The sequence below is a fragment of the Nocardiopsis sp. CNS-639 genome (genome assembly GCF_000381685.1).
In the GTDB taxonomy this organism is placed as follows: domain Bacteria; phylum Actinomycetota; class Actinomycetes; order Streptosporangiales; family Streptosporangiaceae; genus Nocardiopsis; species Nocardiopsis dassonvillei.
The window spans coordinates 1-22,262 of record NZ_KB906854.1; the positions used below are offsets into that span (position 1 = coordinate 1).

General features: G+C 72.7%; 20 protein-coding genes and 1 pseudogene. 12 read left to right on the top strand and 9 right to left on the bottom strand.

Annotation, left to right across the window (positions count from 1 at the left end; all coding sequences use genetic code 11):
* Positions 1-289: pseudogene (locus G011_RS31970) on the top strand (hypothetical protein); the annotation flags it as partial.
* 27 nt (positions 290-316) lie between these two features.
* Here the strand turns inward: G011_RS31970 and G011_RS0100010 are convergent.
* Both G011_RS0100010 and G011_RS0100015 read right to left on the bottom strand, forming a co-directional pair.
* The gene (locus G011_RS0100010; RefSeq protein WP_019606655.1) at positions 317-1,372 is read right to left on the bottom strand and encodes a 3-deoxy-7-phosphoheptulonate synthase; all 1,056 of its coding nucleotides are present in this window, start codon (positions 1,370-1,372) and stop codon (positions 317-319) included.
* Between the two features lie 234 nt (positions 1,373-1,606).
* On the bottom strand, positions 1,607-3,325 hold the full coding sequence (locus G011_RS0100015; protein ID WP_019606656.1) for an AMP-binding protein: 1,719 nt from the start codon (positions 3,323-3,325) through the stop codon (positions 1,607-1,609).
* A 358-nt stretch (positions 3,326-3,683) separates the two neighbouring features.
* Here G011_RS0100015 and G011_RS0100020 point away from each other — a divergent pair, with 358 nt between their 5' ends.
* Positions 3,684-4,565: a DUF4429 domain-containing protein gene (locus G011_RS0100020; RefSeq protein ID WP_019606657.1), complete on the top strand. Its 882-nt coding sequence runs from the start codon at positions 3,684-3,686 to the stop codon at positions 4,563-4,565.
* Positions 4,566-4,733: 168 nt separating this feature from the next.
* Complete coding sequence (gene pip / locus G011_RS0100025) at positions 4,734-5,690, top strand: prolyl aminopeptidase (protein WP_026337861.1); 957 nt, start codon at positions 4,734-4,736, stop codon at positions 5,688-5,690.
* A 204-nt stretch (positions 5,691-5,894) separates the two neighbouring features.
* Here pip and G011_RS0100030 read toward each other — a convergent pair whose 3' ends face one another.
* Positions 5,895-7,214 (bottom strand): DUF4153 domain-containing protein, encoded by a 1,320-nt coding sequence (locus tag G011_RS0100030; protein WP_019606659.1) that lies wholly within the window; start codon positions 7,212-7,214, stop codon positions 5,895-5,897.
* A gap of 880 nt (positions 7,215-8,094) precedes the next feature.
* Between G011_RS0100030 and G011_RS32745 the strand changes: the two genes are divergently transcribed.
* Positions 8,095-8,226 carry a hypothetical protein gene (locus G011_RS32745; protein WP_255342106.1) on the top strand — a complete coding sequence of 44 codons (132 nt, stop codon included), beginning with the start codon at positions 8,095-8,097 and terminating at the stop codon, positions 8,224-8,226.
* Between the two features lie 574 nt (positions 8,227-8,800).
* Positions 8,801-8,992 carry a ferredoxin gene (locus G011_RS0100040; RefSeq protein WP_019606660.1) on the top strand — a complete coding sequence of 64 codons (192 nt, stop codon included), beginning with the start codon at positions 8,801-8,803 and terminating at the stop codon, positions 8,990-8,992.
* Here G011_RS0100040 and G011_RS0100045 read toward each other — a convergent pair.
* Positions 8,976-10,247 carry an NAD(P)/FAD-dependent oxidoreductase gene (locus G011_RS0100045; RefSeq protein ID WP_019606661.1) on the bottom strand — a complete coding sequence of 424 codons (1,272 nt, stop codon included), beginning with the start codon at positions 10,245-10,247 and terminating at the stop codon, positions 8,976-8,978. The genes G011_RS0100040 and G011_RS0100045 overlap by 17 nt on opposite strands.
* A 43-nt stretch (positions 10,248-10,290) precedes the next feature.
* Positions 10,291-11,253 carry an asparaginase gene (locus tag G011_RS0100050; RefSeq protein ID WP_019606662.1) on the bottom strand — a complete coding sequence of 321 codons (963 nt, stop codon included), beginning with the start codon at positions 11,251-11,253 and terminating at the stop codon, positions 10,291-10,293.
* Between the two features lie 303 nt (positions 11,254-11,556).
* On the opposite strand from G011_RS0100050, the gene G011_RS0100055 reads away from it, so the two are divergent.
* A complete protein-coding gene (locus G011_RS0100055; RefSeq protein ID WP_019606663.1) occupies positions 11,557-12,576 on the top strand; it encodes a PolC-type DNA polymerase III in 1,020 nt (339 codons plus the stop codon).
* Here G011_RS0100055 and G011_RS0100060 read toward each other — a convergent pair.
* The 3 genes from G011_RS0100060 to G011_RS0100070 all read right to left on the bottom strand — a co-directional run bounded on the left by G011_RS0100060 (position 12,557) and on the right by G011_RS0100070 (position 14,746).
* A complete protein-coding gene (locus G011_RS0100060) occupies positions 12,557-12,820 on the bottom strand; it encodes a hypothetical protein (RefSeq protein WP_019606664.1) in 264 nt (87 codons plus the stop codon). The genes G011_RS0100055 and G011_RS0100060 overlap by 20 nt on opposite strands.
* 154 nt (positions 12,821-12,974) lie before the next feature.
* Positions 12,975-13,634 (bottom strand): TetR/AcrR family transcriptional regulator, encoded by a 660-nt coding sequence (locus G011_RS0100065; protein ID WP_019606665.1) that lies wholly within the window; start codon positions 13,632-13,634, stop codon positions 12,975-12,977.
* 230 nt (positions 13,635-13,864) lie between these two features.
* Positions 13,865-14,746: an alpha/beta fold hydrolase gene (locus tag G011_RS0100070; protein WP_019606666.1), complete on the bottom strand. Its 882-nt coding sequence runs from the start codon at positions 14,744-14,746 to the stop codon at positions 13,865-13,867.
* Between the two features lie 107 nt (positions 14,747-14,853).
* Here G011_RS0100070 and G011_RS0100075 point away from each other — a divergent pair, with 107 nt between their 5' ends.
* Positions 14,854-15,357, top strand: coding sequence for a CGNR zinc finger domain-containing protein (locus G011_RS0100075; protein ID WP_036552105.1), 504 nt, complete (start codon positions 14,854-14,856; stop codon positions 15,355-15,357).
* 17 nt (positions 15,358-15,374) lie between these two features.
* Here G011_RS0100075 and G011_RS0100080 read toward each other — a convergent pair whose 3' ends face one another.
* Positions 15,375-16,082: a heme oxygenase (biliverdin-producing) gene (locus G011_RS0100080; RefSeq protein ID WP_019606668.1), complete on the bottom strand. Its 708-nt coding sequence runs from the start codon at positions 16,080-16,082 to the stop codon at positions 15,375-15,377.
* Between the two features lie 589 nt (positions 16,083-16,671).
* Here G011_RS0100080 and G011_RS0100085 point away from each other — a divergent pair.
* The 5 genes from G011_RS0100085 to G011_RS0100105 all read left to right on the top strand — a co-directional run bounded on the left by G011_RS0100085 (position 16,672) and on the right by G011_RS0100105 (position 22,092).
* A complete protein-coding gene (locus tag G011_RS0100085; RefSeq protein WP_019606669.1) occupies positions 16,672-17,937 on the top strand; it encodes a PP2C family protein-serine/threonine phosphatase in 1,266 nt (421 codons plus the stop codon).
* Between the two features lie 26 nt (positions 17,938-17,963).
* Positions 17,964-19,889: a sensor histidine kinase gene (locus G011_RS29405; protein ID WP_019606670.1), complete on the top strand. Its 1,926-nt coding sequence runs from the start codon at positions 17,964-17,966 to the stop codon at positions 19,887-19,889.
* 28 nt (positions 19,890-19,917) lie between these two features.
* Entirely contained in the window at positions 19,918-20,352 is a 435-nt protein-coding gene (locus G011_RS0100095) for a response regulator (RefSeq protein WP_013151498.1), read from the top strand.
* A gap of 262 nt (positions 20,353-20,614) precedes the next feature.
* Positions 20,615-21,142 carry a low molecular weight protein-tyrosine-phosphatase gene (locus G011_RS0100100; RefSeq protein ID WP_026337862.1) on the top strand — a complete coding sequence of 176 codons (528 nt, stop codon included), beginning with the start codon at positions 20,615-20,617 and terminating at the stop codon, positions 21,140-21,142.
* A gap of 23 nt (positions 21,143-21,165) precedes the next feature.
* The gene (locus tag G011_RS0100105) at positions 21,166-22,092 is read left to right on the top strand and encodes a fructosamine kinase family protein (protein ID WP_036552110.1); all 927 of its coding nucleotides are present in this window, start codon (positions 21,166-21,168) and stop codon (positions 22,090-22,092) included.
* Positions 22,093-22,262: the final 170 nt, after the last annotated feature.

The window sequence follows — 22,262 nt, forward strand, 5'->3', positions numbered from 1 at the left end:
CGGGATCGAGGCCGCTGCGGCGAAGCTGGGCCATCCGCTCATCCGTCCGGTGCGCGGGGACGAGCCCGAACCCGGGGTGGAGGTGTTCCCGTCCTGGCTGCGGCAGCGGATCGAGGCCGTCATCTGGACGTTGAAGAACCAACTCGGTCTGGAACGCCACGCCGCGCGCACCAGCGAGGGGCTGTGGGCCAGGGTGTGCCAGCGTATCTGCGCGCTCAACGCCGCGATCTGGCACAACTGGCTGGTGGGTGCCCCGGTCAAGCGGTCATTGATCGCTTACGACCACTGACCAGGACACCAAACCCCCATCAACGATCTAGGCCTTGCGGCGCTGGCGCACGGCCTCGGCCAGCTGGGTCAGCACCTCGCCGGTGGTCTCCCAGCCCATGCACTTGTCGGTGATCGACTGGCCGTAGGTCAGGGCGGCGGGGTCGCCCAGCTTCTGGGCCCCCTCGACGATGAAGCTCTCCAGCATCACGCCGATGACGCCCGTCTGGCCCTCGGCGACCTGGGCGGCGATCGCGGCGGCCACACCGGGCTGGCGGGTGTGGTCCTTGCCGCTGTTGGCGTGGCTGGCGTCGATCATCAGGCGGCGGGGCAGCCCGGCGCCCTCGATGACGTCCAGGGCGGCGTTGACCTGCCCGGCGCCGAAGTTGGGGCCGCTGCGGCCGCCGCGCAGGATGACGTGGCAGTCCGGGTTGCCCTCGGTGACGACCACCGAACCGGCGCCGGTGGGGTCGATACCGAAGAAGGTGTGCGAGGCGGCGGCGGCGCCGACCGCGTCCACGGCCACCTGGACGTCGCCGTCGGTGCCGTTCTTGAAGCCCACGGGCGTGCTCAGGCCGCTGCTCAGCTGCCGGTGCACCTGGCTCTCGGTGGTGCGCGCCCCGATCGCGCCCCAGGAGACGACGTCGGCGATGTACTGCGGGGTGATGGGGTCGAGGAACTCGGTCCCGGCGGGCAGCCCGAGCGCGTTGATGTCCAGCAGCAGCTTGCGCGCGGTGCGCAGGCCCCGGTGCACGTCGTAGGTGTCGTCCAGGCCGGGGTCGTTGATCAGGCCCTTCCAGCCGACGGTGGTACGCGGCTTCTCGAAGTACACGCGCATCACGACGCACAGCTCGTCGCGCAGGGAGGGCACCAGCTCCTTCAGGCGGCGGGCGTAGTCCATGGCGGACTCGGGGTCGTGCACCGAGCAGGGGCCCACGACGACCAGCAGGCGGTCGTCGTCACCGTCCAGCACCCGCTTGACCTCGGCGCGGGACTCCTCGACCAGGGCGCTGCGCTCGGCGCCCAGCGGGAGCTCGGCCAGCAGGTCCCGGGGCGCGATGAGCGGCTTGTAACTGGCCACCCGGGTGTCGTTGGTGCTCGGCATGGTGTTCCCCTCGGGTCCCGTCTGTCGTGTTTTCCGCTGTCGCCACGAAAACCGTCTTATGAAAACAGTAGCGCGGACGGTTCGGCGCTCCGCTGCCGCGTCGGCCGGCACGGTTCGCGTGACAGAAAACACCACACCGGTTTCGGGCGCCGAAAAGCGTCTCATTGCGTGAGACGGAATTCTCCCGGTTCCCGCGGCCATTTCCGTCGGGGAGCGGCTCCGGAGCCCGGTCGGTCACCGCTCCAACCCCGGGAGGTCCTCCTCCCAGTACTCGCGCGGGTTGCGCGCGCCGTCGGCGACCGTGCCGCGCTCGGCCTCGGCCCGACGCAGCTGCACGCGACGGATCTTACCGGAGACGGTCTTGGGCAGCTCACCGAACTCCAGGCGGCGCACCCTCTGGTGCGGTGACAGGCGCTCGCGCGCGTGGGCCAGGATCGACCGCGCGGTCTCGGCGTCGGGGGCCACCCCCTCGGCCAGGGCCACGTACGCCTTGGCCACCGCCAGCCGCAGCGGGTCGGGGGAGGGAACGACGGCCGCCTCGACCACGTATTCGTGCTCGACCAGAACGCTTTCGAGTTCGAATGGTGAGATGCGGTAATCTGAGGCCTTGAACACATCGTCGGATCGACCGATATAGGTAATGTAACCGTTCGAATCCCGGCTGGCGATGTCACCGGTGCGGTAGCGGTCCCCGCGGACCACCTCGCGGCTGAGGCCGGGGTTGTCGGCGTAGCCTTTCATCACCCCCACCGGCTCCCGGGCCAGGTCCACGCAGATCTGCCCGGTGTCGGCGGGCTCGTCGGTGGCCGGGTCCGTCAGCACCACGTCGTAGCCCGGCATCTCGCGCCCCATCGACCCGCGCACCACCCGCTGACCGGGGCCGTTGCCCAGCAGTACGGTCGTCTCGGTCTGCCCGAACCCGTCGCGCACGGTCACGCCCCAGGCCTCGCGCACGCGGTCCACCACCTCGGGGTTGAGCGGCTCCCCGGCGGCCACCGCCTCGCGCAGCCCCACGTCCCACACGGCGGGGTCGGCCTGCGCCAGCGTCCGCCACACCGTCGGCGGCGCGCACAGCGTGTCCACCCCGCAGCGCACGACCGCGTCCAGCAGCCCCGCCGCGTCGAAGCGCTCCTGGTTGACGACCAGCACCGTCGCCTCGGCGTTCCACGGCGCGAACACGCTGCCGTAGGCGTGCTTGGCCCACCCCGGCTCGGACACGTTGAGGTGGACGTCGCCCGGCCGCACGCCCAGCCAGTACATGGTCGACAGGTGTCCCACCGGGTACGAGCGCTGGGTGTGCACGACCAGCTTGGGCAGGGCGGCGGTGCCGGAGGTGAAGTACAGCAGCAGGGGGTCGTCGGGGTGGGTGGGGTGCGGGGGGTGGAAGTCCAGACCGGCGTGCTCGGAGTCGGTGTAGTTCAGCCACCCCTCCACGTAGCCCGTGCAGATCCGCGTCCAGTGCCCCCGCAGCGGGGCGAACTTCTCGGTCTCGGCGGCCGAGCACACCACGTGCGCGATCTCGCCGCGCTCCAGCCGGTCCAGCAGGTCGCCCTCGGACAGGGAGGTGGGGGTGGGGCAGACCACGGCGCCGAGCTTGATCGCGGCGAGCAGGGTCTCCCACAGCTCCACCTGGTTGCCCAGCATCAGCAGGATCCGGTCGCCCGGGTGCACGCCCTGGTTGTTCAGCCAGTTGGCCACCTGGGCGGAGCGCTCCGACATCCGCCGGTAGGTGTACCTGGCCTGGCCGCCGTCCTCCTCCACGATCCACAGCGCCGTCCGGTCCGGACGGCGCCCGGCCACCTCGTCGAAGTAGTCCAGCGCCCAGTTGAACCGGTCCGACCGGGGCCAGGTGAACTCCCGGTGCGCCCTCCCCTGGTCCTCGCGCAGGTCCAGGAGCAGGTCCCGGGCGGCGCGGAACTCGGCCGCGCCCGCGGCTGCCGTCTCTCTCGACATGTGGCGACCTCCGGTTCGTGGACAGGGTGCCGACCGCACTGTCCGCCGGTCCCGCCCGGGCGGGGCGGTGCAACGGGTGTGCCCCGCTGGTCCTACCCGGGATGCGCCGCCGTGACGCTTGGGGCCCGTGGTCCGGACGGGCCCTTGACCTCGGGGGACGGTCCGGGCGCCCGGACGGGGCAGGTGCCGGGCGTGGAGTCCGTCGGGGGTGGCGGGCAGTGGGCGGCGCGTGTGCGGTGAGGCGGAGGCCCTGGAGAGCACCGCCCCACCCGCCGTCGGGCGCCCGTCGCCGCGAACCGGGACGGTGACCGCATGCGGCCCCGCGGGGCGGGTCCCGCTGGCTCTAGGATGTGTGGACATGGAGGAACTTCGCGGACACCACGGAACCTGGCGGATCGACGACGAGACGATCCGTGTCCGCTTCGACTCCGGCCGCAAGGTGCCCGCCCTGTTCCGGTCGTTGGGGAGCTGCTCGGTTCCGCTGGCCGCCGTCCGCGAGGTCGACTTCGACCGGGGCACCCGCAAGCACGGGTGGCGGCTGCGGCTGCGGCTGGTGGAGGGCGGCGACCCCTACGCGCTCCTGGGCGTCCCCGGCCGGGACGCGCTCACCCCGCTGCTGATCACCGGCCCGCACGACGGAGAACTCCTCGCCGAGTACTACTCCGAGCAGATCGCCTCCTCGGCCCGCTTCGCCCGCGAGACCCTGACCGGGGAACTCGACCCGCGCGAGGTCGCCCGGGGACTGGTGGCCCGGCCCCCGCTCCAGGTCCGCACCGCCGAGGGCACTGCCTCCTTCGACGGCACCCGCGTGCGCCTCCAGTGGGACAACTGGCTGGCCAGCACGGCCAAGCAGAAGGAGAAGGCCCGCGACTACCAGCTCTCCGAGATCGAGACCGCCCACTGGCACCCGCCGGTCGACGTCACCGAGGGCTACCTGCGCATCGTGCTGCGCGGGGTGACCATCCCCGAGGCCACGGCGCTGGACCACGACTTCTTCACGCTCGCCTCGCACGGGACCAAGGGCAGCGAGGAGACCCTGCTGATGGCCGCCACCGTCAACGCCCACGTCGCGGCGGCCGGGGACCCCCGGCAGGAGCGCGCCGCGCTCGGAGCGGCGGACGACGACGGCAGCGAGGCGATCTTCGCCAAGATCCGCGAACTCGGGCGGCTGCACGCCGAGGGCCTGCTCACCGACGACGAGTTCAGCGCCAAGAAGGCCGAGCTGCTCGACCGCCTCTGACGGCGTCCCCTGTGTGTTCGCGCCCGGTGGACAGCTGGGACGCCGTACCCTCTCCTCGTCGTTCTCCGTCAGGCGTCCGCCGGACACCTCCGTCCGCGGCGCCCGACTCCGCCGGGGTCCCCGGGGAGGAACCACGTACACGAACACGTCCACGAAAGGCCCCACGCTTTGCGTACCTTGTACCCGCCCATCGAACCGTACGACTCGGGGATGCTCGACGTCGGCGACGGACACCGCGTCTACTGGGAGCTGTGCGGCAACCCCGCGGGCAAGCCCGTGGTGTTCCTGCACGGCGGCCCCGGCGGCGGATGCGTGCCCGACCACCGCAGGCTCTTCGACCCGGAGCGGTACCGGATCCTGCTGTTCGACCAGCGCAACTGCGGCCGCTCCACCCCGCACGCCAGCCAGATGGACACCGACCTGTCCACCAACACCACCTGGACGCTGGTGCAGGACATGGAGCGGCTGCGCGAGATGATCGGCGCGGAGTCCTGGCAGGTCTTCGGCGGGTCCTGGGGCAGCTGCCTGGCGCTGGCCTACGCCCAGCGCCACCCCGACCGCGTCAGCGAGCTGGTCGTGCGCGGCATCTTCACGCTGCGCGAGAGCGAGCTGCGCTGGTTCTACCAGGAGGGCGCCTCCCAGCTCTTCCCGGACCTGTGGGAGTCCTACCTGGCGCCCATCCCCGAGGAGGAGCGCGGCGACCTCATCGCCGCCTACGCGCGCCGCCTGAACTCGCCCGACCGTGAGGAGCGCCTGGCCGCCGCGCGCTCGTGGAGCGTGTGGGAGGGGTCCACGGTCACCCTGCTGCCCAACCACGAGCTGCGCGAGCACCACGCGGACGAGGACTACGCGCTGGCCTTCGCGCGGATCGAGAACCACTACTTCGTCAACCGAGGGTTCCTGGAGCCCAACCAGCTCATCGACGGGGCGGAGGCGATCCGGCACATCCCCGGCGTGATCGTGCAGGGCCGCTACGACGTGTGCACCCCGGCCCGCACCGCCTACGACCTGCACAAGGCGTGGCCGGAGGCGGAATTCCACATCGTGGACGACGCGGGGCACGCGTTCAGCGAGCCGGGCATCCTGGACCACCTGATCGAGGCGACCGACCGCTTCGCGAAGTAGGCGGTCCGGTCCCGGGGCGGGAGGGCCGCCCAGGGTCTGCGGGCGGAACGCGGGGGTGGAGCCCCCGTGCTTATGCGCGCCCCGAGCCCCGCGCGCCCCGTCCGGCCAGGCCGGGGCGCGAACGCGGCCGGAGCCGTGCGCGGGAGGGATCGCGCGAGGCGTTCGCCGGGAGCGGGGCGGCGGGGGCGTGCGCCCGCCGCCTCCCTAGTAGCCGCGCTCGTAGGAGCAGCTCATCCCGGCCTGGCCGCCGATCTCGAACAAGCCCAGTTCGTCCAGCTGCTGGAGGCCCCGGTGGCGGGACAGGTTCCACGACGCGAACCCGGCGTCGTCGGCCTCCTCCACGAGGTCCTGGAACCCCACCAGGGCGCAGTCGCGTTCGTTGCCCTCCAGTTCGAGCAGGCCGGGGATCGCGTCGGCGGACAGGTCGCGCAGGTACCAGGTGTCGACCGTGGACAGGTCCAGGTCCTGGTGGCTCTCGGCGATCCGCAGGTCCGGGTTGCCGTAGGCGAACACGGCCAGTGCCGTTCCGGCCAGGGCGGCCGTGACCCGGGGCAGCCAGGCTGCCGACCGGCCCAGGGTGTCGAGCGCCCCCGCCACGAGCAGCAGGCCGAACACCCCCGCGCTCCACACGATCCACGCCTCGGCGCTGGCCCGCATCCGGGTCAGCCCGTAGGTGTCGATGTACAGCTGCAGGCGCAGCATCGCCGAGGCCAGGATGACCAGGGTGAGCGTGCACAGCAGCCCGAGCAGGACGTTGCGCAGGACACGGGTGGTGCTGGAGGGCAGGATGCGCACGACCACCGCGATGACGCACAGGACGAGCAGGCTGACCACGACCAGCTGGAAGAAGCCCTGGCGTGCGTACTCGGCGTAGGTGACCCCGGCGACGCGCTGGACGTACTCGTCGCCGCCGAACATCGCGACGGCCTGGACCGCGAGGAACGCGGTGAACAGGAGGACCAGGGCGCCGAGCGGGATCGTCCACACCCACACCGGCAGGGGAGTCCGCTCGCGGGAGGGGTTCACGGGGAGGGAGTCCACGGGAGTGGTGTGGGGGGCGTGCCTCGGCGCGTGGCGGCGGCGCGCGGCCAGCACGGCGGAACCGGTGAGCAGCATCGCCGTCACCATGGCGAACAGGTCGCCGAACGGGTTGAGGTCGCCCTCCCTGAACAGGTCGGTGAACATCCGGCCCAGGTAGCTGCCGAACACCGGGTCGGCGAAGGCGAAGAGCACGCCGAAGACGAGCAGCAGCCCGACGGTGGCCACCGTGGTGACCAGGACCGGCCCGACCAGGCGGCGGGACCGCGAGCTCTGTAGCGGAGCGGCCAGGAACCGCGGTGTGGAGGGCAGGTTGCGCAACAGGGCGAGCGAGCCGGTGACGACGCCCACCGCGCCCTGGCGGGAGGCGGGGTTGCGCGCGGCGAAGGCCATCGAGGCGAAGAGGAAGGACGCGGTCAGGGTCCACAGGAGCACCCAGCCCGCGTCCCGGAACACCGCCGTGAACAGCAGGGCGGCGGCGAGCACGCCGTAGACCGCCGACCAGGTGTGGGGGTAGCGGTCAGGTGTGGGTTCGGGGTCAGGGGCGGGGGCGGCAGAGGAGTGAGGAACAGAGGGGTGGGGGGCAGAGGCCGCTGGGGTGTGTGGGGCTGTGGGGTGGGAGGAGGTCTGAGGAGTGGGGGCGGGCTGAGGGCCGGAGGTGGATGGGGAGGCGGTGGCAGTGGCGTGTGGTGCTGCGGGGTGGGGGAGGGGCCCGGTTGGGGGTGCGGCGCCTGGAGCGGTCCCGGCGGCCTCAGCGGTAGCGGTTTCGCCAGCACCGGTGGAGGCGGTATTGGTGGCCTCGCCAGCCTCGCCAGCCTCGCCAGCCTCGCCAGCACTGGTGATGCCGGTGGCGCCGGTGGCCTCTTCGCTTCCAGGCGTACGTGTTCCGCCGCTGTCGGATTCACCGGCCTCCGTGGCCTCCGACGCCCCTTCCGTCTCGGCCGAGGGATCGGCCCCGCAACCCTCGCGGGCCTCTGCGGCCCCAGAAGCCGGATTTTCGGTCTCAGGGGAGACCCCGGCCTGCTCTGCGTCCGCTGCGGCTACGGAGGAGTTCTCGGGCCGCGGTTGTCCGTCGTCCTTGGCGGGGCCGCTCTGGGCGACCGGATCGGGGACACCGGAATTCGCGGCGCTGGAGGAGTCCTCTGACCGCGCTCCCTCGTCGCCCTTGGCGGGACCGCCCCGGACGGTCGGACCGGGGAGACCCGAACCCCCGGCCACGGGGGTCCGCGTGTTCCCAGCGGTGCCGGAAGAGCCCCCGGGCCCCGGCTCCCCGCTTCGTTCCTCCTCGTCCTCCATACCGCTCTCGGGGACGGCCGGGCGCACCATCAGCGCGGCGAAAGCGGTCAGACCCGCGACCACACCGGTGATGACCAGGCCGATCCCGGGCCGGTCGAACGTGGCCAGCAGCGCGGCCACCACGCCGACGCCGAGCACGGCGACCGGCAGCCACGCGGGCGCACGGGGCAGGGGCACCCGCGGCCGCTCCCGGTACCGGTAGGCCGGGTCGTGGTACGTCTGCTGGTAGTGCTGGGCGTAGGACAGATGCGCGGACGTCGCGCCGTACTGCTGCGGTTCCCGGTGGGCGCTCCGCGGGCTTGCCTGCCCCACCTGTCCCGGGTGACCCGTCTGACCTGGAGGGACCGGATACCGCTCCTGCTCCGGCGGGCCCGGCCGTCCTGAGACTTCCGACGGACTCAGTCGCCCGGTTCGTAACGGTGGATCCACCTGCCCCGGCTGCCCCTCCCGCTCCACCCGCCCCGCTGGACCCGGTGGCACGGGGGCCCCGTTCGGCCCCGGCACGGGGGCGGCCTCCGCCGCCGACCTACGGTTCTCGGGATTCCCGGTGGTCTCGTCCTCGCTCACCCGTGTGCCCCTTTCCCGACGGCACCGGACGGCCCGGTGCTGTCGGCAGTGGGACAGCGTGTGCGCACTGGTGGTTCACACAACATCCGTTTTATGGACAAAAGCGAAGTTATGGACGTGCGCCGGTGTGCCCGTCCGAGCCCGTACAGCACGGCCGTCCCGGCTAGAGTCGGGGGTCACACCCCTTCCGCGCGAGGAGTCCAGCGACGATGCGAGTCGAGGTCGACTACGACCAGTGCGAGAGCAACGCCCTGTGCACGGCCGCCGCACCGGAGGTCTTCGAGGTCCGCGACGACGACTTCCTCTACCTGCTCACCGAGGAACCCGCCGCCGCGTCCCACGAACGCGTCCGCCAGGCCGAACGCATGTGCCCCAAGAGGGCCATCACCGTGCGGGAGTGACCCCCGCGGCCGCCAACGCCTCGTCCCACGTCGTCGGCTTCTCCAGCAGACCCCGGTAGCGCATGGTCTTGGGCGTGGAGCGCAGCCCCAGCACACCGGTGAGCATTCCGCTCCGGCCCAGGAAGGCCACGAACTTTCGGTCCTCCGGGGAGCCGTGCACGAAGGCGACCTGATCGGCGGGCGCGCCCTGGCCCAGCAGCTGGACCTTCATCTTGTATTGGTCGGACCAGAAGTAGGGCACCGGAGTGAAGGGCGTGCGCCCGCCGTCGCCCGCCAACAGGTTGTGCGCCGCGGCCTCGCCCTGCTCGCCCGCGTTGGTCCAGTGCTCCAGGCGGATCCGCCCGCCGTAGCGCGGGTGCGGCCAGTTCGCCAGGTCGCCGACCGCGTACACGTTCGGCACCGGGGTCGCGGAGTACTCGTCGCACGCCACCGAGCCGTCGGCCAGCAGCTCCACCCCGGACCCGCGCAGCCACTCGGTGTTCAGGTGCACGCCGATCCCGGCGACCACGAGGGAGGCCTCCACCGCCGAGCCGTCGGCGAGCCGGACCCGCTCCACCCGGCCCCGGCCCTCGAAACCGGCCACGCCCACGCCCAGACGCACGTCGACGCCGTTCTCCCGGTGCAGCTCCGTGAGGACCTCGCCGATCCTCGGGTCCACGACCCGGGTCAGCGGTGTGGGCGCCGCCTCCACCAGGGTCACGTCCATGCCCACCGCACGGGCGCTGGCCGCCACCTCGGCGCCGACGAAACCGGCCCCGACCACCACCAGCCGACCACCGGAGTCGAACTCCGACCGCACCGCCTCGGCGTCGTCCAGGGTGCGCAGCACGTACACGCCCGCCAGGTCGGTGGCGGGGCGGCGCGCCCGCGCGCCCGTGGCGATCACCAGGCCGTCGTAGCGCACCGTCGAGGCGGCGCCGTCCGGACCGGACACGCTCACCTCACGGGCGGCGGTGTCCAGCCCCACGGCCCGGCTGCCCGGACGGAAGTCCAGGTCCAGCGCGTCCACGGCCTCGTCCTCGCGCAGGCGCAGCGCCCGGTGGCCCACCAGCCAGCCCGGGCCGCCGCCCGCGGGTTCCATACCCACCCCGGTCAGGACCTCCTTGGACAGCGGAGGCCGCGAGTAGGGCCGGTGCGCCTCCTCGCCCAGGAGCGTCAGCCGCCCCTCGTACCCGCGTTCGCGCAGCGCCTCGGCCGTGTGCAGCCCGGCCATCCCCGCGCCGACGACGACGATGTCGTTGAGGGTGTCCCGCACGGTGGTGTCCCTTCCGGTGGTGGTTCCCCGAGGTCGGGGTCGGTCAGAGTGGGCGGACCTCGCCGACGGGGGCGCCACCTCCGAGGACGTCCACGCGCAGCCGGTCCTGGACGGGGGAGACGTCCACACCGAGGGTCCGCAGCGCGTCGAGTGCGACCAGCGTACGCGCCCGCTCCTCGGCGTCCCCGTCGCTGATCTTGACGGCGACGGTCTCGCCGGTGGCGGCGCTGAGCACCAGCACTCCGTCGGCTCCGCCCTTGGCCACCAGGCCGGGCATCCGCCTCATGAGTTCGGTGTCGATCCGGTCGCTGCCCGCCACGTACAGCGGGTGGGCGCTCATCGCCTCGACCACGGCCCGTTCCGGACCGCCCTCGGGGGCGGTGCGCATGCGCCACAGACCGCGGGCCAGACCGGTCAGGGAGACCGCCATCTGGGGCGCCCCGCAGCCGTCCACGGCGGTGTGCGCGACCGGCTCCTCGCACAGCTCCTCGATGGTCTCGCGGACCAGGACCTGGAAGGGGTGCTCTGCTTCCAGGTAGTCCCCGGTGCTCCACCCCCGGGCGACGCAGGCGGCGAGCATGCCCGCGTGCTTGCCCGAGCAGTTCATCAGCACGCGCTCGGGCTCGCGTCCGGCGCGCACGAACGCGGCGCGCGCCTCCTTGCCGCCGGGAGCGGCCGGGGGACAGCCCAGGGCGTCGGCGGTGAGCCCGGCCGCGGCCAGGATGCGCTCGGTCTCGGCGGTGTGCGCCTCCTCACCGGAGTGGCTGCCCGCGGCGATGGCCAGCGAGGGCCCCTCCAGGCGCGCGCCCGCCCGCAGCATCGCCAGCGCCTGGAAGGGCTTGGCCGAGGAGCGCGGGAACATGGGCTGGTGCACGGGGCCGCGCGCGTAGGCGATCCGGCCGTCCGCGGCCAGTCCGACGACCGCGCCGTAGTGGACGCTCTCCAGCATTCCGGACCGGACGACCTGTGCCAGGGGGACGTACTCGGGCAGCGGGCTCTGGGGCATGCGGGCTTCTCCTCGCCGTTGAGGTCGGGTCAGGGTGCGCGTGGAGTGTCCGCCTGTGGGTGGACACGACTGAGAACGTTACATAACCCCCCTTTCTTCCGGTCGCCCCGCGGTCGCGGAACCGGCCCGACCGCAGGCGCCTCGCGGCCCGGGGGCCGACCGGAGCGGTCGGCCGCCCCGCCGCCGGGAGGGGCCCGCCACGTGCGCGGGGTCCGCTGTCGGACGCGGGGAGTAAGGTCGTTGCCGGTACGCGGCGAGGCGGGACGGCCGTTCGACACGAGGTACGAGGGAGTGGGGCACACGATGGGAACGCTGCGGATGGGCGCGCTGACCCGGCGCAGGGTCGGCATGCGGGCGGCGGACCTGGAGTACGCGGTGCTCGACATGGAGACCACCGGCCTCGAACCGCGCGAGGGCGCGCGCATCGTGGAGATCGCCGTGGTGCGCGTGCGCGGCGACGGCAAGCTCGTGGAGGAGTTCAGCACTCTGATCGACCCGCGCGCGCCGGTGGGCGGCCGGGAGTTCCACGGCATCGGCGAGGGCGACACGGTGGGCGCCCCGACCGCGGCCCAGGTGGTGCCCAGACTCACCGAACTGCTCTCCGGGGCGGTGGTGGTCGGCCACAACCTCGACTTCGAACAGCGCTTCCTGGCCTCGGAGCTGGTGCCCGCCGGGCTGCCCACGGGCCAGGCCGGGCTGTGCACGCTGCGCGCGCTGCGCTCGCAGGTGGAGCTGGAGCGGTACTCGCTGCCCAAGGCCTCCCACCGGCTCAGCGGCGACTGGCCGACCGGACAGCACACCGCGCTGGGCGACGCCCGTGCCTGCGCCAAGCTGCTCGCGGAGATGCTCACCAACGCCCCCGGCGAACTGCGCTACGGCGGTCCCGCGCCCAAGCGGCTCGCGGTGCCGGACCCGGCCCCCGGCCCGGGCGGCGCGACGGGGCCCGTCCGCTGGAAGCCGCGCACGGCGTCGGTGCCCGGCGGACTGCCCCCGCTGAGCCCCTGGCAGGCGCGGTGGCGGCCCCACGAGCTGGACCCGCTGCTGTGCGGCGGGGCCTTCGGCGCCACGGACCGCGCCATCGCGGAGATGGCCGCGCACCGCGACACCCGCTTCCGCGAGCGGCTGGCCGCGGCCGCCGCGGTGACGGGCGGGCTCGCGGCCACCGCCGCGGGCGGCCTGCTGCTGCGCATGGCCGGCGGCGGGAGCACGCGCGACCCCGGTTACCCGGCCGGACGCGGTGACGGCTCCCCGGCGCGGCTGCTCGGCCGGATCGGCCGGTCCGTGCCCAGGGACCGGCCGGGGTTCACAGACCGGACAGGGTGAGGAAGAACGCCACGATCAGCGCGCTTCCGCCGAGTGTGGTGAGCAGCGCCTTGCCCGGTTCGGTGAGCCGGGCCGACACCAGTCTCACGCGGGGGCGCACCATCTCCGGGCTCTGCGCGGCGGCCACGGAGCCGCCGCGGCCGGGGCGGGGCGCCGGGATCCGCCCGGGGACGTAGCTGGGGACCTTGTTGAACATGGCGACCGCCACCAGGACGGCGCCGAGGAGGATCAGTACGAGGGACACGTCGGAGAGGGCCTCACACTCGGTCGAAGGGGCGACCGCCCCGAGGGGCGGGCGGGGTCACCGATTCTGACCGATGTCGCCGTACCGTTGCGACTTGATATCGCCTCGCCAACGTTGTGGCGCAGGTTATGGGCCAGCCCTTATGACTGCGTGTTTACGAGTCACCACTCCGGGTGTTCCTCGCGGCCGTTTGCGGAAGAACGGTGTCCACGGTTTCGGTCGCCACGCCGAGGGCGCGGAGCACGAACCGCGTGACCAGGGCGTGGGTCTCGTCGAGGTCGATCTCCCCGCTGACGAGGGGCAGGCGCTGGGAGCCGACCATCGACAGGGCCAGCCGGGAGACGGGCTCGGCGGGCAGGGGGTCGAACTCGCCCGCGGCGGTGCCCTCCTCCAGGATCTCGGTCAGCAGGCGCTGCATGGGCGCCACGTGGGCGGCGAGCGCCTGGTAGGCGTCCGGGCCGAGGCTGGCCCCGAGTTCGGCGGCGGGCGGGTGCGGATGCGCCATGATGCCCTCCAACTGGAGGCGGACGAACGCCGAGAGCCGCCGCGCCGCCGAGACGCCCGAGGGGAGTTCGCGCCTGTACCGCTCGACGAACGCGCTGTTGACCTGCTCGGTGAAGGCCAGGAGCAGTGCGGGCTTGTCGGGGAAGTAGTTGTACAGGGCGGTACGGGTGATCCCCGCGGAGTTGGCCACGTCGGTCATGGAGATGCGGTCGATCCCCTGGGTCCGGATCAGCTCGTCGACGGCGTCCATGATGCGATCCCGTGTGCGGGCACGGTGGGCGGCGATGGTCGGCGCCGTGATCTTGGGCATCCTCCTATGGTGTCACGCCCGGGGGCGGACCGTGGCGGTGTTCGGTGACCGTGCGCGACGGTGGTGGCAGGGCGGCCGGCAGGGAGCCGTAGGGCCCTGAGCGGGTCGGGGCGGATCGGGGCCCGCGCGCCCCGCCCGGGCTCCGGAACGACCGGGCCCCGCCGCCGGGGCGGGACCGGCGGGCGGTCGGTGGCGCGCCCGCCCGGCCACCGGTTCCGCCCGCTCGGGCGTCATCCCCGGGGCGCCGTCAGCGTACGGGTCAGGAAGTCCCGGATGCGCTTGGCGGTACCGTCCAGGTGGCTCTCCAGCAGGAAGTGGCCGCCTCCGGGCACCAGGCGGATCTCGGCGTCCGGCAGGTCGCGGGCGAAGGCGCGCGCGCCGTCGGGGCCGAAGATGCGGTCCTCGGCTCCCCACACGGCCAGGAGCGGGACGCGGCTCTCCCGGAAGTACGCGTGCACCCGCGGGTAGAGGGGCGGGTTGGTGGCGTAGTCGCGCAGGAGGGCGAGCTGGACGAGGTCGTTGCCGGGACGGCTGATGTCACGGTGGTCGGCCGTCCAGGTGTCGGGATCGACCAGTTCGGGGCGGTCCACCCCGTGCAGGTACTGCCAGCGGACCGCGTCCAGGCCGAGGGCGGTGCGGACCGCCGGTTCCGTCGCGGGTCCCGGATCCTTCGCGTAGGCCCACACGGGCGCCCAGAACTCGGGGACGAAGCCGTCCTCGTAGGCGTTGCCGTTCTGGGTGACCACCGCGGTGACCGCGTGCGGGGCGCGCAGCGCGAGCCGCCACCCGACGGGAGCGCCGTAGTCCTGCACGTACATGGCGTAGCGGGTGACGCCGAGCCCGGCCAGGAGCGCCTCCGTGACGTCGGTGAGCGCGTCGAACGTGTACGCGAACGCGTCGGCGGGTGGAGCGTCGGAGTGGCCGAAGCCGAGGTGGTCGGGGGCGATGACGCGGAACCGGTCGGCCAGCCGCGGGATCAGTCGGCGGAACATGCGCGAGCTGGTGGGGAACCCGTGCAGGAGCACCAGGGCGGGCGCGTCGCGGGGCCCGGCCTCCCGGTAGAAGACGCGGTGTCCGCGCACGGTGGCGTACTGGTGGCGGATCTCTGTCATGACTAACCCTCCAGGGCAACTTTGATGGTTATCGCTGCCACCAGTGGAGCGGATGCGGGGTAACCTGTCAAGTCAACGAAGAGGGTTAGTCCGGGAGGCGGGTGGACATGGTCGACGAGGAGGCGCTGCTCGAAGCGCTGAACAGCACCCCGGTGGTGGACGGCCGGATGTGGGACCTGTGGGCCGACGACGCCGCGCCGCGGCGGTGGGCGCGCGAGCACGGGGGTTCCGATGGCGCGGCGGCGATCGACTGGCTGCGGACGGCGAGGGACGTGCTCCAGGCCGCCACGCGCGGACCCGTGCCCGAGGCGCGGATGCGGGGGGTGCTCGCCGGGGTCTCCCGGGTCCCCGACATCGACGGGTCGGACCTGCGGTGGACCCTCCGGGCGCCGCCCGAGCGGACGCTCGCGGTGGAACTGGTGCTCGCCTGGTACGACGTCCAGGAGCGCAGGCCCGGGCGGCTGCGTCCCTGCGGCAACGACGAGTGCCGTCTCTTCCTCCTCGACCGCAGCCGCGCCAACACCGCCCGTTGGTGCTCGATGAGGACCTGCGGCAACCGCCTGAAGGCCCGCCGCCACCAGGAGCGCGCCCGCCGGGCCCCGGAGGCCTGACGGGCGCGCGGCCGGGGTCAGGCGGCGTCGGCGTCCGCTCCGGGCTCCGGCGCGTACATCCGGCCCAGGTCGGCGAACACCTCGGTGTTGAGCTGGTAGGCCAGCCGGGTCTCGGCCACCAGGCGGGCGGCCGCGTCCCCGTCCAGGGCCAGGGAGTCGAGCCGCTCCCGGTACCCGGCGCGGAAGCGGGGCAGGCTGCCCAGCGCGTCGAAGACGTAGAAGGAGACGCCGGCCGCGTCGGTCAGGCCGTAGGTGCTGGCGGCCACGCGGCGGATGAACTGCCCGCCGGACACGTCGCCCATGTAGCGGGTGTAGTGGTGCGCGACGAACCCCTCGGGGTGGTCGGCCATCTGCTCGATGCGCGCCGCGTAGGTGCGGGTGGCCGGGGTGGGGGCGATCCTGTCGCGCCAGTCGGCGCCGAGCAGGTGCTCCAGGTCGCGGACCAGCGCGGGGACCCGCTCCAGTTCCGGGTAGTGGAACCTTCCGGCGACGGGGTCCTCTGCCAGGCGCCGACCGGTCTCCTCCAGCGCGACGTAGGCGAAGTAGTGCTGGGCGACCATGCCGGTGTACCCGTCCAGGGGGAGCGTGCCGTCCATGAGGGCCCGGGTGAAACCGTGGTCCTCGGCGGCCTGGTGGTCGCTCCAGGTCGCCGCGCGCAGGCGTTCGGAGAACGTCCCGGGGGTGTCGGGGGCGGTCGTCGCGGGAACCTCGGCCGTTGCGCTCATCGGTGCTCTTCCGCCTTCCGTCCGGCACGTTTATGACATCATGTCATTTAGACGGAGGCAGCTGTCAAGGGGGATATGACACCCTGTCATGAAAATCTGCCGGCGTGACCAGGGGTGCCGGGCTCGCCTTCCCTCCGCTTTCGGGCCCTCCGCCCCGGACTCCCTCACGGAGGCCGCCGCACCGCTTCCGAGTGCGACTCCCGCAGGGGCGCCGAGCCCTCCGGAGGGGTCTCGGGTACGCTCGAAGAAATCCAACGCGTGTCCCCCGTCACACCCTGCATGTGCTCGTGCATGGGCACATGCTCGTTCCGTCCGCACGTCGGGGCGGAGCGTCAGCGGGTTCCCACCGCGGGCCAACAGGCCCTCACACAGGGAGAACAGGACTGTGATCCCGGTCTCCGGCGTCGAATGTGTCTCGTCACGGCCGCTGGTCAACAGGTCACCGGGGCGATTATCGTTTGGGTGTCGTGCGGTCCGGACCGCCGGGAGAACCCGGGGCGCTCCCCGGGATCACACGGCGCGACACGGCACCCACGAACCGGCAGACCAAGGGCGATGAGTGGATACCAGGAGAACAGGGCACGATCCCGTGACGGTGATCGGCGGGGAGGCGGCACGGGCCGCCTCCGCCAACGACGCTGCCCCGCACGACGGGGTCTTCCTGGGCGACGACACCGTCCCGAACGAGCGGGTGGAGGCTGCTGTCGAACCGGTTGACGTCCTACTCATAGAAGACGACCCCGGGGACGCCTTCCTCGCCGAGGAACTGCTCGACGAGACGGCCCTGCCCACGCACATCACCTGGGTCCCCACGCTCGCCGAGGCGCGCCGGCACCTGGAGGGCTTCCGGGGCTGCGTGCTGCTCGACCTCAACCTCCCCGACGCCCACGGGCTGGACCTGCTCCGCGAGGTCCTGGAGGGCGCACCCGCGGCCGCCGTCGTCGTCCTCACCGGACTCGACGACGAGCACGAGGGCGTCGCCGCCGTGGCCGCGGGCGCCCAGGACTACCTCGTCAAGGGCCAGGTCGACGGCTCCCTGCTCGGCCGCAGCCTGCGCTACTCCCTGGAGCGCCGCCGCGCCGACGAGAACGCCCGCCAACTGCGCGAGGCCCGTATGAGCGCCCGCGAGAACATGCGCCTCGAACGTGGGCTCCTGCCCCAGGTCCTGCTCCAACGCTCGCCCCTGGAACACCTGGCCTACTACCGCCCCGGCCGCAAACGCGCCCTGGTCGGCGGGGACTTCTACGACGCGGTCGAAAAGGACGGCACCACCCACGTCATCATCGGCGACGTCAGCGGGCACGGCCCCGACGAGGCCGCGCTCGGAGTCAGCCTGCGCATCGCCTGGCGCGCCCTCATCATGGGCGGCGTCGACGAGGACAAGGTGCTGACCAGCCTGGAGGACATCCTGGTCACTGAGCGGGCCCAGGAGGAGATGTACGCCACCCTGTGCATGGCCAGCCTGGACACCGGCGACGACCGGGTCAGGCTCCGCGTCCTGGGCCACCCGCCGCCCATGGTCCTGCGCGACGGCGCCGTCGAGGAGACCCGGGTCACCCCGCAGCCTCCCCTGGGCGTCTTCCCCGTCGAGCAGACCGACACCGACACGGTCGTGCTCCCCACCGGGGCGACCATGCTCTTCTACACCGACGGCCTCGTGGACGCCTACGACGGCGCCCCGCCCGCCCGCCTGGAGGTCGCGGGCCTGCGCCGGATGGTCTCCGGCGTGCTGGAACGGGGCACCTCCCTGGCCGGGCTGCCCGAACGCCTGGTGGACGAGGCCGAGCGCAGCAACGGCGGACCGCTCCAGGACGACGTGGCGATGCTGCTCATCACCCACGGAGAGCCCGAGTGACACCGGCGACCGGAGAGGGGCCGGAAATGGAGACCGAGGGATCCGGGCCCGCCCCGGACACCGGCGTGCGCGGCGCGGCCTCGACCGGCGGCACGCACTTCGTCAACGGCACCAACCGCGAGGGGAAGCGCTCGGCCCACCAGTCGTGGAGCCTGCGGCGGCGCGTCACGAGCCTGCTGGCCGTGGTCGCCGTCGTCCTGGTCGTGGCGGTGTCCGTCATCACCCTGGCGGCGTTCCAGGCCCGCGAGTCCCTGGCGCTGCAGGTCGACTCCCTGACACCCGCCGTGAGCGCGGTCGAGCAGACGCACTCGGCCTACCTCACCCAGGACCACGCCCTGCGCGGCTACATCCTCACCCAGGACCGCGAGTTCCTCCAGCCCTACGTCGAGAGCCAGCTGACGCTGACGGAGAACCAGGCCGTCCTGGCCCAGCTGGCCGAGGACAACCCCGAGGTGGCCACCAACGTCGACGACCTGCTCACCGCGGGCCGGGTGTGGACCGAGGAGTTCGCCGAGCCCGCCCTGGAGCGGGTCAGCAGCGGCCAGGAGGTCACCCAGGAGGAGCTGCGGCGCGGCCGGGTCCTCTTCCTGGAGCTCAGCCGGATCAGCGACGCCACCACCAGCCAGCTGGAGGCGGAGATCAAGGAGGCCCGCGAGGGCCTGACCCTGGCCACCCAGCAGGTCGTGGCCCTGCTGGTCCTGGTCGGCCTGGTCGTGGTGTTCCTGTCGGTGTTCCTGTGGGTGATGCTCCAGCAGTGGGTTCTGCGCCCCCTGGAGGAACTCGCCGGGCACATGCGCCAGGTGTCGGAGGGCTACTACGCCCACCGGATCTCCCTGCACGGCCCGCCCGAGATCGTCCGGCTCGGCCAGGACGTGGACGCCATGCGCGAGCGCATCGTGCAGGACCTGGACGAGGTCGCCTCCGCGCGGCGCAAGCTCCAGGAGCAGTCCGTCCTCATGGAGAACCAGACCGAGGAGCTGCGCCGCTCCAACCTGGAGCTGGAGCAGTTCGCCTACGTCGCCTCCCACGACCTCCAGGAGCCGCTGCGCAAGGTGGCGAGCTTCTGCCAGCTGCTCCAGCGCCGCTACCAGGGGCAGCTGGACGAGCGCGCCGACGCCTACATCGACTTCGCGGTCGAGGGCGCCAAGCGCATGCAGACCCTCATCAACGACCTCCTGGCCTTCTCCCGGGTCGGCCGGGTCAGGAACTTCGCGCCGGTCGCCCTCGACGACGCGCTGGACGACGCCCTGAGCAGCCTGTCCACCCGTCTGGAGGAGGCCGACGCCGAGGTCACCCGGGACCCGTTGCCGACCGTGCAGGGCGACCGCACCCTCCTGACCCAGGTGTTCTTCAACCTCGTGGGCAACGCCGTGAAGTTCCGCGGCGAGGAGGACCCCCGGGTCCACATCAGCGTCGAACGGCGCGGTGACGAGTGGGTGTTCTGCTGCTCCGACAACGGGATCGGAATCGAACCGCAGTACGCGGAGCGCATCTTCGTGATCTTCCAGCGGTTGCATACCAGGGACAAGTACACGGGGACCGGCATCGGCCTGGCGATGTGCAAGAAGATCGTGGAGTTCCACGGGGGGCGGATCTGGCTGGAAACCGGCTCCCAGGACCCCGGGGAATCCGAAACCTCAGGTGACCGGGACTCTGGTCGAACCGGAACGCGCATATGCTGGTCCTTGCCCGCCGACCCCGCGGAGGACGAGGACCCGGCCCCCGACAGGGGAACCGCCGAGCCCCTCGCCGTCGATAACGGGGACGAGGGCACCGAGGACGCCGAGACCACCCCCGAGGACTCGGCTCCGACGGCCGCACGACAGCCCACGGGTACGGACAACCCTGGGGAGGACGGCGCCGAACCGGGCGACAGGCCCGGCGGCGTCCGCTCCGCCCAGCCCGACACCGGTGGCGGTACGGTTCCCCCCGGTCACGGGGCGGGACCCTGAGCAGGGGTCTGGAAGCTTGAGCGAGGTCATGTTGGTGCATCCCATCGAGGTGCTGCTGGTCGAGGACGACCCCGGCGACGTCCTGATGACCAGGGAGGCGTTCGAGGAACACAAGCTGGGCAACCGCCTGCACGTGGTCTCCGACGGTGTCGAGGCGCTGCGCTTCCTGCGTCGCGAGGAGGAGTTCGCCGACGCGCCCCGTCCCCACCTGATCCTGCTCGACCTCAACCTGCCCCGCAAGGACGGCAGGGAGGTGCTGGAGGAGGTCAAGAACGACGAGGACCTCGCGCACATCCCCGTCGTGGTGCTCACCACCTCGGAGGCGGAGGAGGACGTGCTGCGCAGCTACCGCCTGCACGCCAACGCCTACGTCCCCAAGCCGGTGGACTTCGACCAGTTCATACGGGTGGTCCGGCAGATCGACGACTTCTTCGTCAGCGTGGTGCGACTGCCCAAGGGGTAGGCGGCGCGCCCGCCCCACGGGAGGACGCGGCAGCGCCAGAGGCCCGCGCGGGGACCGGCAGGGGGAGGCCCGCTCGGCCGCGGCGGGCCCTCCGCGGGGTTGTCCACAGCCGCGCACGGGGACTACCGCGGCGCGCCCGCCTGCGGTTCCATGGATACAGGGGGGCCACCCACCCCTCCCGCTTCGCGCTGCCCCGCCCCGCCCGGCGAACGCGCGGGAGCCACAACACGTGGCCGCAACGGTTTTTCGTTACGGTAAGGGCATGAGCTTGCCGGAACCGCGTGACCCCGCTGGTCCCTACCGCGTCAGTGTGGTGTGCCTGGGCAACATCTGCCGCTCGCCCATGGCGGAGAAGATCCTCGCCGCCGACCTCGAACGCGCCGGGATGAGCGACCTCGTGGCGGTGGACAGCTTCGGCACGGGCGACTGGCACGTGGGCGGCGGCATGGACCCGCGCGCGGCCTCCACCCTGCGCGTGCACGGATACCTCACCAGTCACACCGCCCGCCAGTTCGCCCACGAGGTCCTCGCCGACCGGGACCTCGTTCTCGCCATGGACCTGGACAACGTCGACGAGATCCGGCGCATCGTCGACGAGTACGGTGAGGAGTACGGGTTCGACATGTCGCGGGTCCGCCTCTTCCGCTCCTTCGCGCCCGGCACCGGACCCAACCCGGAGGTCCCCGACCCCTACTACGGAGGCGACGACGGGTTCACCGCCGTACTCAACATGGTGGAGTCCGCGGCCAAGGGCCTCACCGGCGAACTCGTCACCCGGTTGAGGCGGTAGCGCGGGTGAGGGGGGAGCGGATCGTGCGGGACTTCGGAGGCGACGGCGGCGACGGGCCCGGAGAGGGCCGCCGCAGGGACCCGGTCAACGGAACCATGGCCGAACGCCTCACCGTCCTGCTCGACCGCGACGTCAGGCGCGCCGCCCGCGCGGGCAGCAGCCACGACTGGGACATCTACTACGCCGAACTCACCGACGGCACCCGCCTGTTCGTCAAGTCCCTGGTGCGCGGAGCCCCTCCCAACGGGGTGCTCACCGCCGAGGCGCGCGGCCTGGACTGGCTGGGCCGGACCTTCGGCTCACCCGCCGTCGACGTCGTGGCCTGGGACGACCGCATCCTCGTCCTGCCGTGGATCGAGGAGCGCGAACCCACCGTCCAGGCCGCCGAACGCCTCGGCCGCCAACTCGCCGGGATGCACCTGACCGGCGCCGACTGCTTCGGCGCCGACTGGCCCGGCTACATCGGCCCCCTGACCATGGACAACACCCCCTCCCGGGACTGGCCGCGCTTCTACGCCGAGCAGCGCCTGCGCCCCTACCTGCGCCAGGCCCTGGACCAGGGCTCCCTCACCCCGTCCGACGGCCGCGTGGTCGAGAAGGTGGTCGACGCCGTCGCCGACCTGGCCGGAGAACCCGAGGAGCCCGCGCGCGTCCACGGCGACCTGTGGAGCGGCAACGTCCTCTGGCGGGCTCAGGACGCGGTGGTCATCGACCCGGCCGCGCACGGCGGGCACCGTGAGGCCGACCTGGCCATGCTGGCCCTGTTCGGCCTGCCCCACCTGGAACGGGTCCGCGACGCCTACAACGAGGTGGCGCCGCTGGCCTCCGGGTGGCGGTCGCGGGTCGCCCTGCACCAGCTGCATCCGCTGCTGGTCCATGTGTGCCTGTTCGGCGCCGCCTACCGCACCACGACCCTGGAGGCCGCGCGCACCGCCCTGCGCGGCGGCTGACCGTGCTGGTCGTTCCGCGCGGTGGTCGACCCTGTCGGCCGGTCTGGACGGTGTTCGGCCGTGCCGAGCGTCCCGCGTACTGGTCGTCCCGTGCTGTGGTCGGCCGTGCCGAGCCTTCTGCGTGGTGGCCGCCCCGTGTGCCGACCCTCCTGCGGGGCGGCTGGGGCCGT

What these genes read in the sequence shown, in the direction of transcription:
- G011_RS0100065 (WP_019606665.1), bottom strand. Translation starts at nt 13,634, where the DNA reads ATGCCCAAGATCACGGCGCCGACCATCGCCGCCCACCGTGCCCGCACA.
- G011_RS0100070 (WP_019606666.1), bottom strand. Translation starts at nt 14,746, where the DNA reads ATGACAGAGATCCGCCACCAGTACGCCACCGTGCGCGGACACCGCGTC.
- G011_RS0100080 (WP_019606668.1), bottom strand. Translation starts at nt 16,082, where the DNA reads ATGAGCGCAACGGCCGAGGTTCCCGCGACGACCGCCCCCGACACCCCC.
- G011_RS32745 (WP_255342106.1), top strand. Translation starts at nt 8,095, where the DNA reads ATGACCAGGCCGATCCCGGGCCGGTCGAACGTGGCCAGCAGCGCGGCC.
- G011_RS0100100 (WP_026337862.1), top strand. Translation starts at nt 20,615, where the DNA reads ATGAGCTTGCCGGAACCGCGTGACCCCGCTGGTCCCTACCGCGTCAGT.
- G011_RS0100075 (WP_036552105.1), top strand. Translation starts at nt 14,854, where the DNA reads ATGGTCGACGAGGAGGCGCTGCTCGAAGCGCTGAACAGCACCCCGGTG.
- G011_RS0100010 (WP_019606655.1), bottom strand. Translation starts at nt 1,372, where the DNA reads ATGCCGAGCACCAACGACACCCGGGTGGCCAGTTACAAGCCGCTCATC.
- G011_RS0100095 (WP_013151498.1), top strand. Translation starts at nt 19,918, where the DNA reads ATGTTGGTGCATCCCATCGAGGTGCTGCTGGTCGAGGACGACCCCGGC.
- G011_RS0100020 (WP_019606657.1), top strand. Translation starts at nt 3,684, where the DNA reads ATGGAGGAACTTCGCGGACACCACGGAACCTGGCGGATCGACGACGAG.
- G011_RS29405 (WP_019606670.1), top strand. Translation starts at nt 17,964, where the DNA reads ATGGAGACCGAGGGATCCGGGCCCGCCCCGGACACCGGCGTGCGCGGC.
- G011_RS0100050 (WP_019606662.1), bottom strand. Translation starts at nt 11,253, where the DNA reads ATGCCCCAGAGCCCGCTGCCCGAGTACGTCCCCCTGGCACAGGTCGTC.
- G011_RS0100040 (WP_019606660.1), top strand. Translation starts at nt 8,801, where the DNA reads ATGCGAGTCGAGGTCGACTACGACCAGTGCGAGAGCAACGCCCTGTGC.
- G011_RS0100055 (WP_019606663.1), top strand. Translation starts at nt 11,557, where the DNA reads ATGGGAACGCTGCGGATGGGCGCGCTGACCCGGCGCAGGGTCGGCATG.
- G011_RS0100015 (WP_019606656.1), bottom strand. Translation starts at nt 3,325, where the DNA reads ATGTCGAGAGAGACGGCAGCCGCGGGCGCGGCCGAGTTCCGCGCCGCC.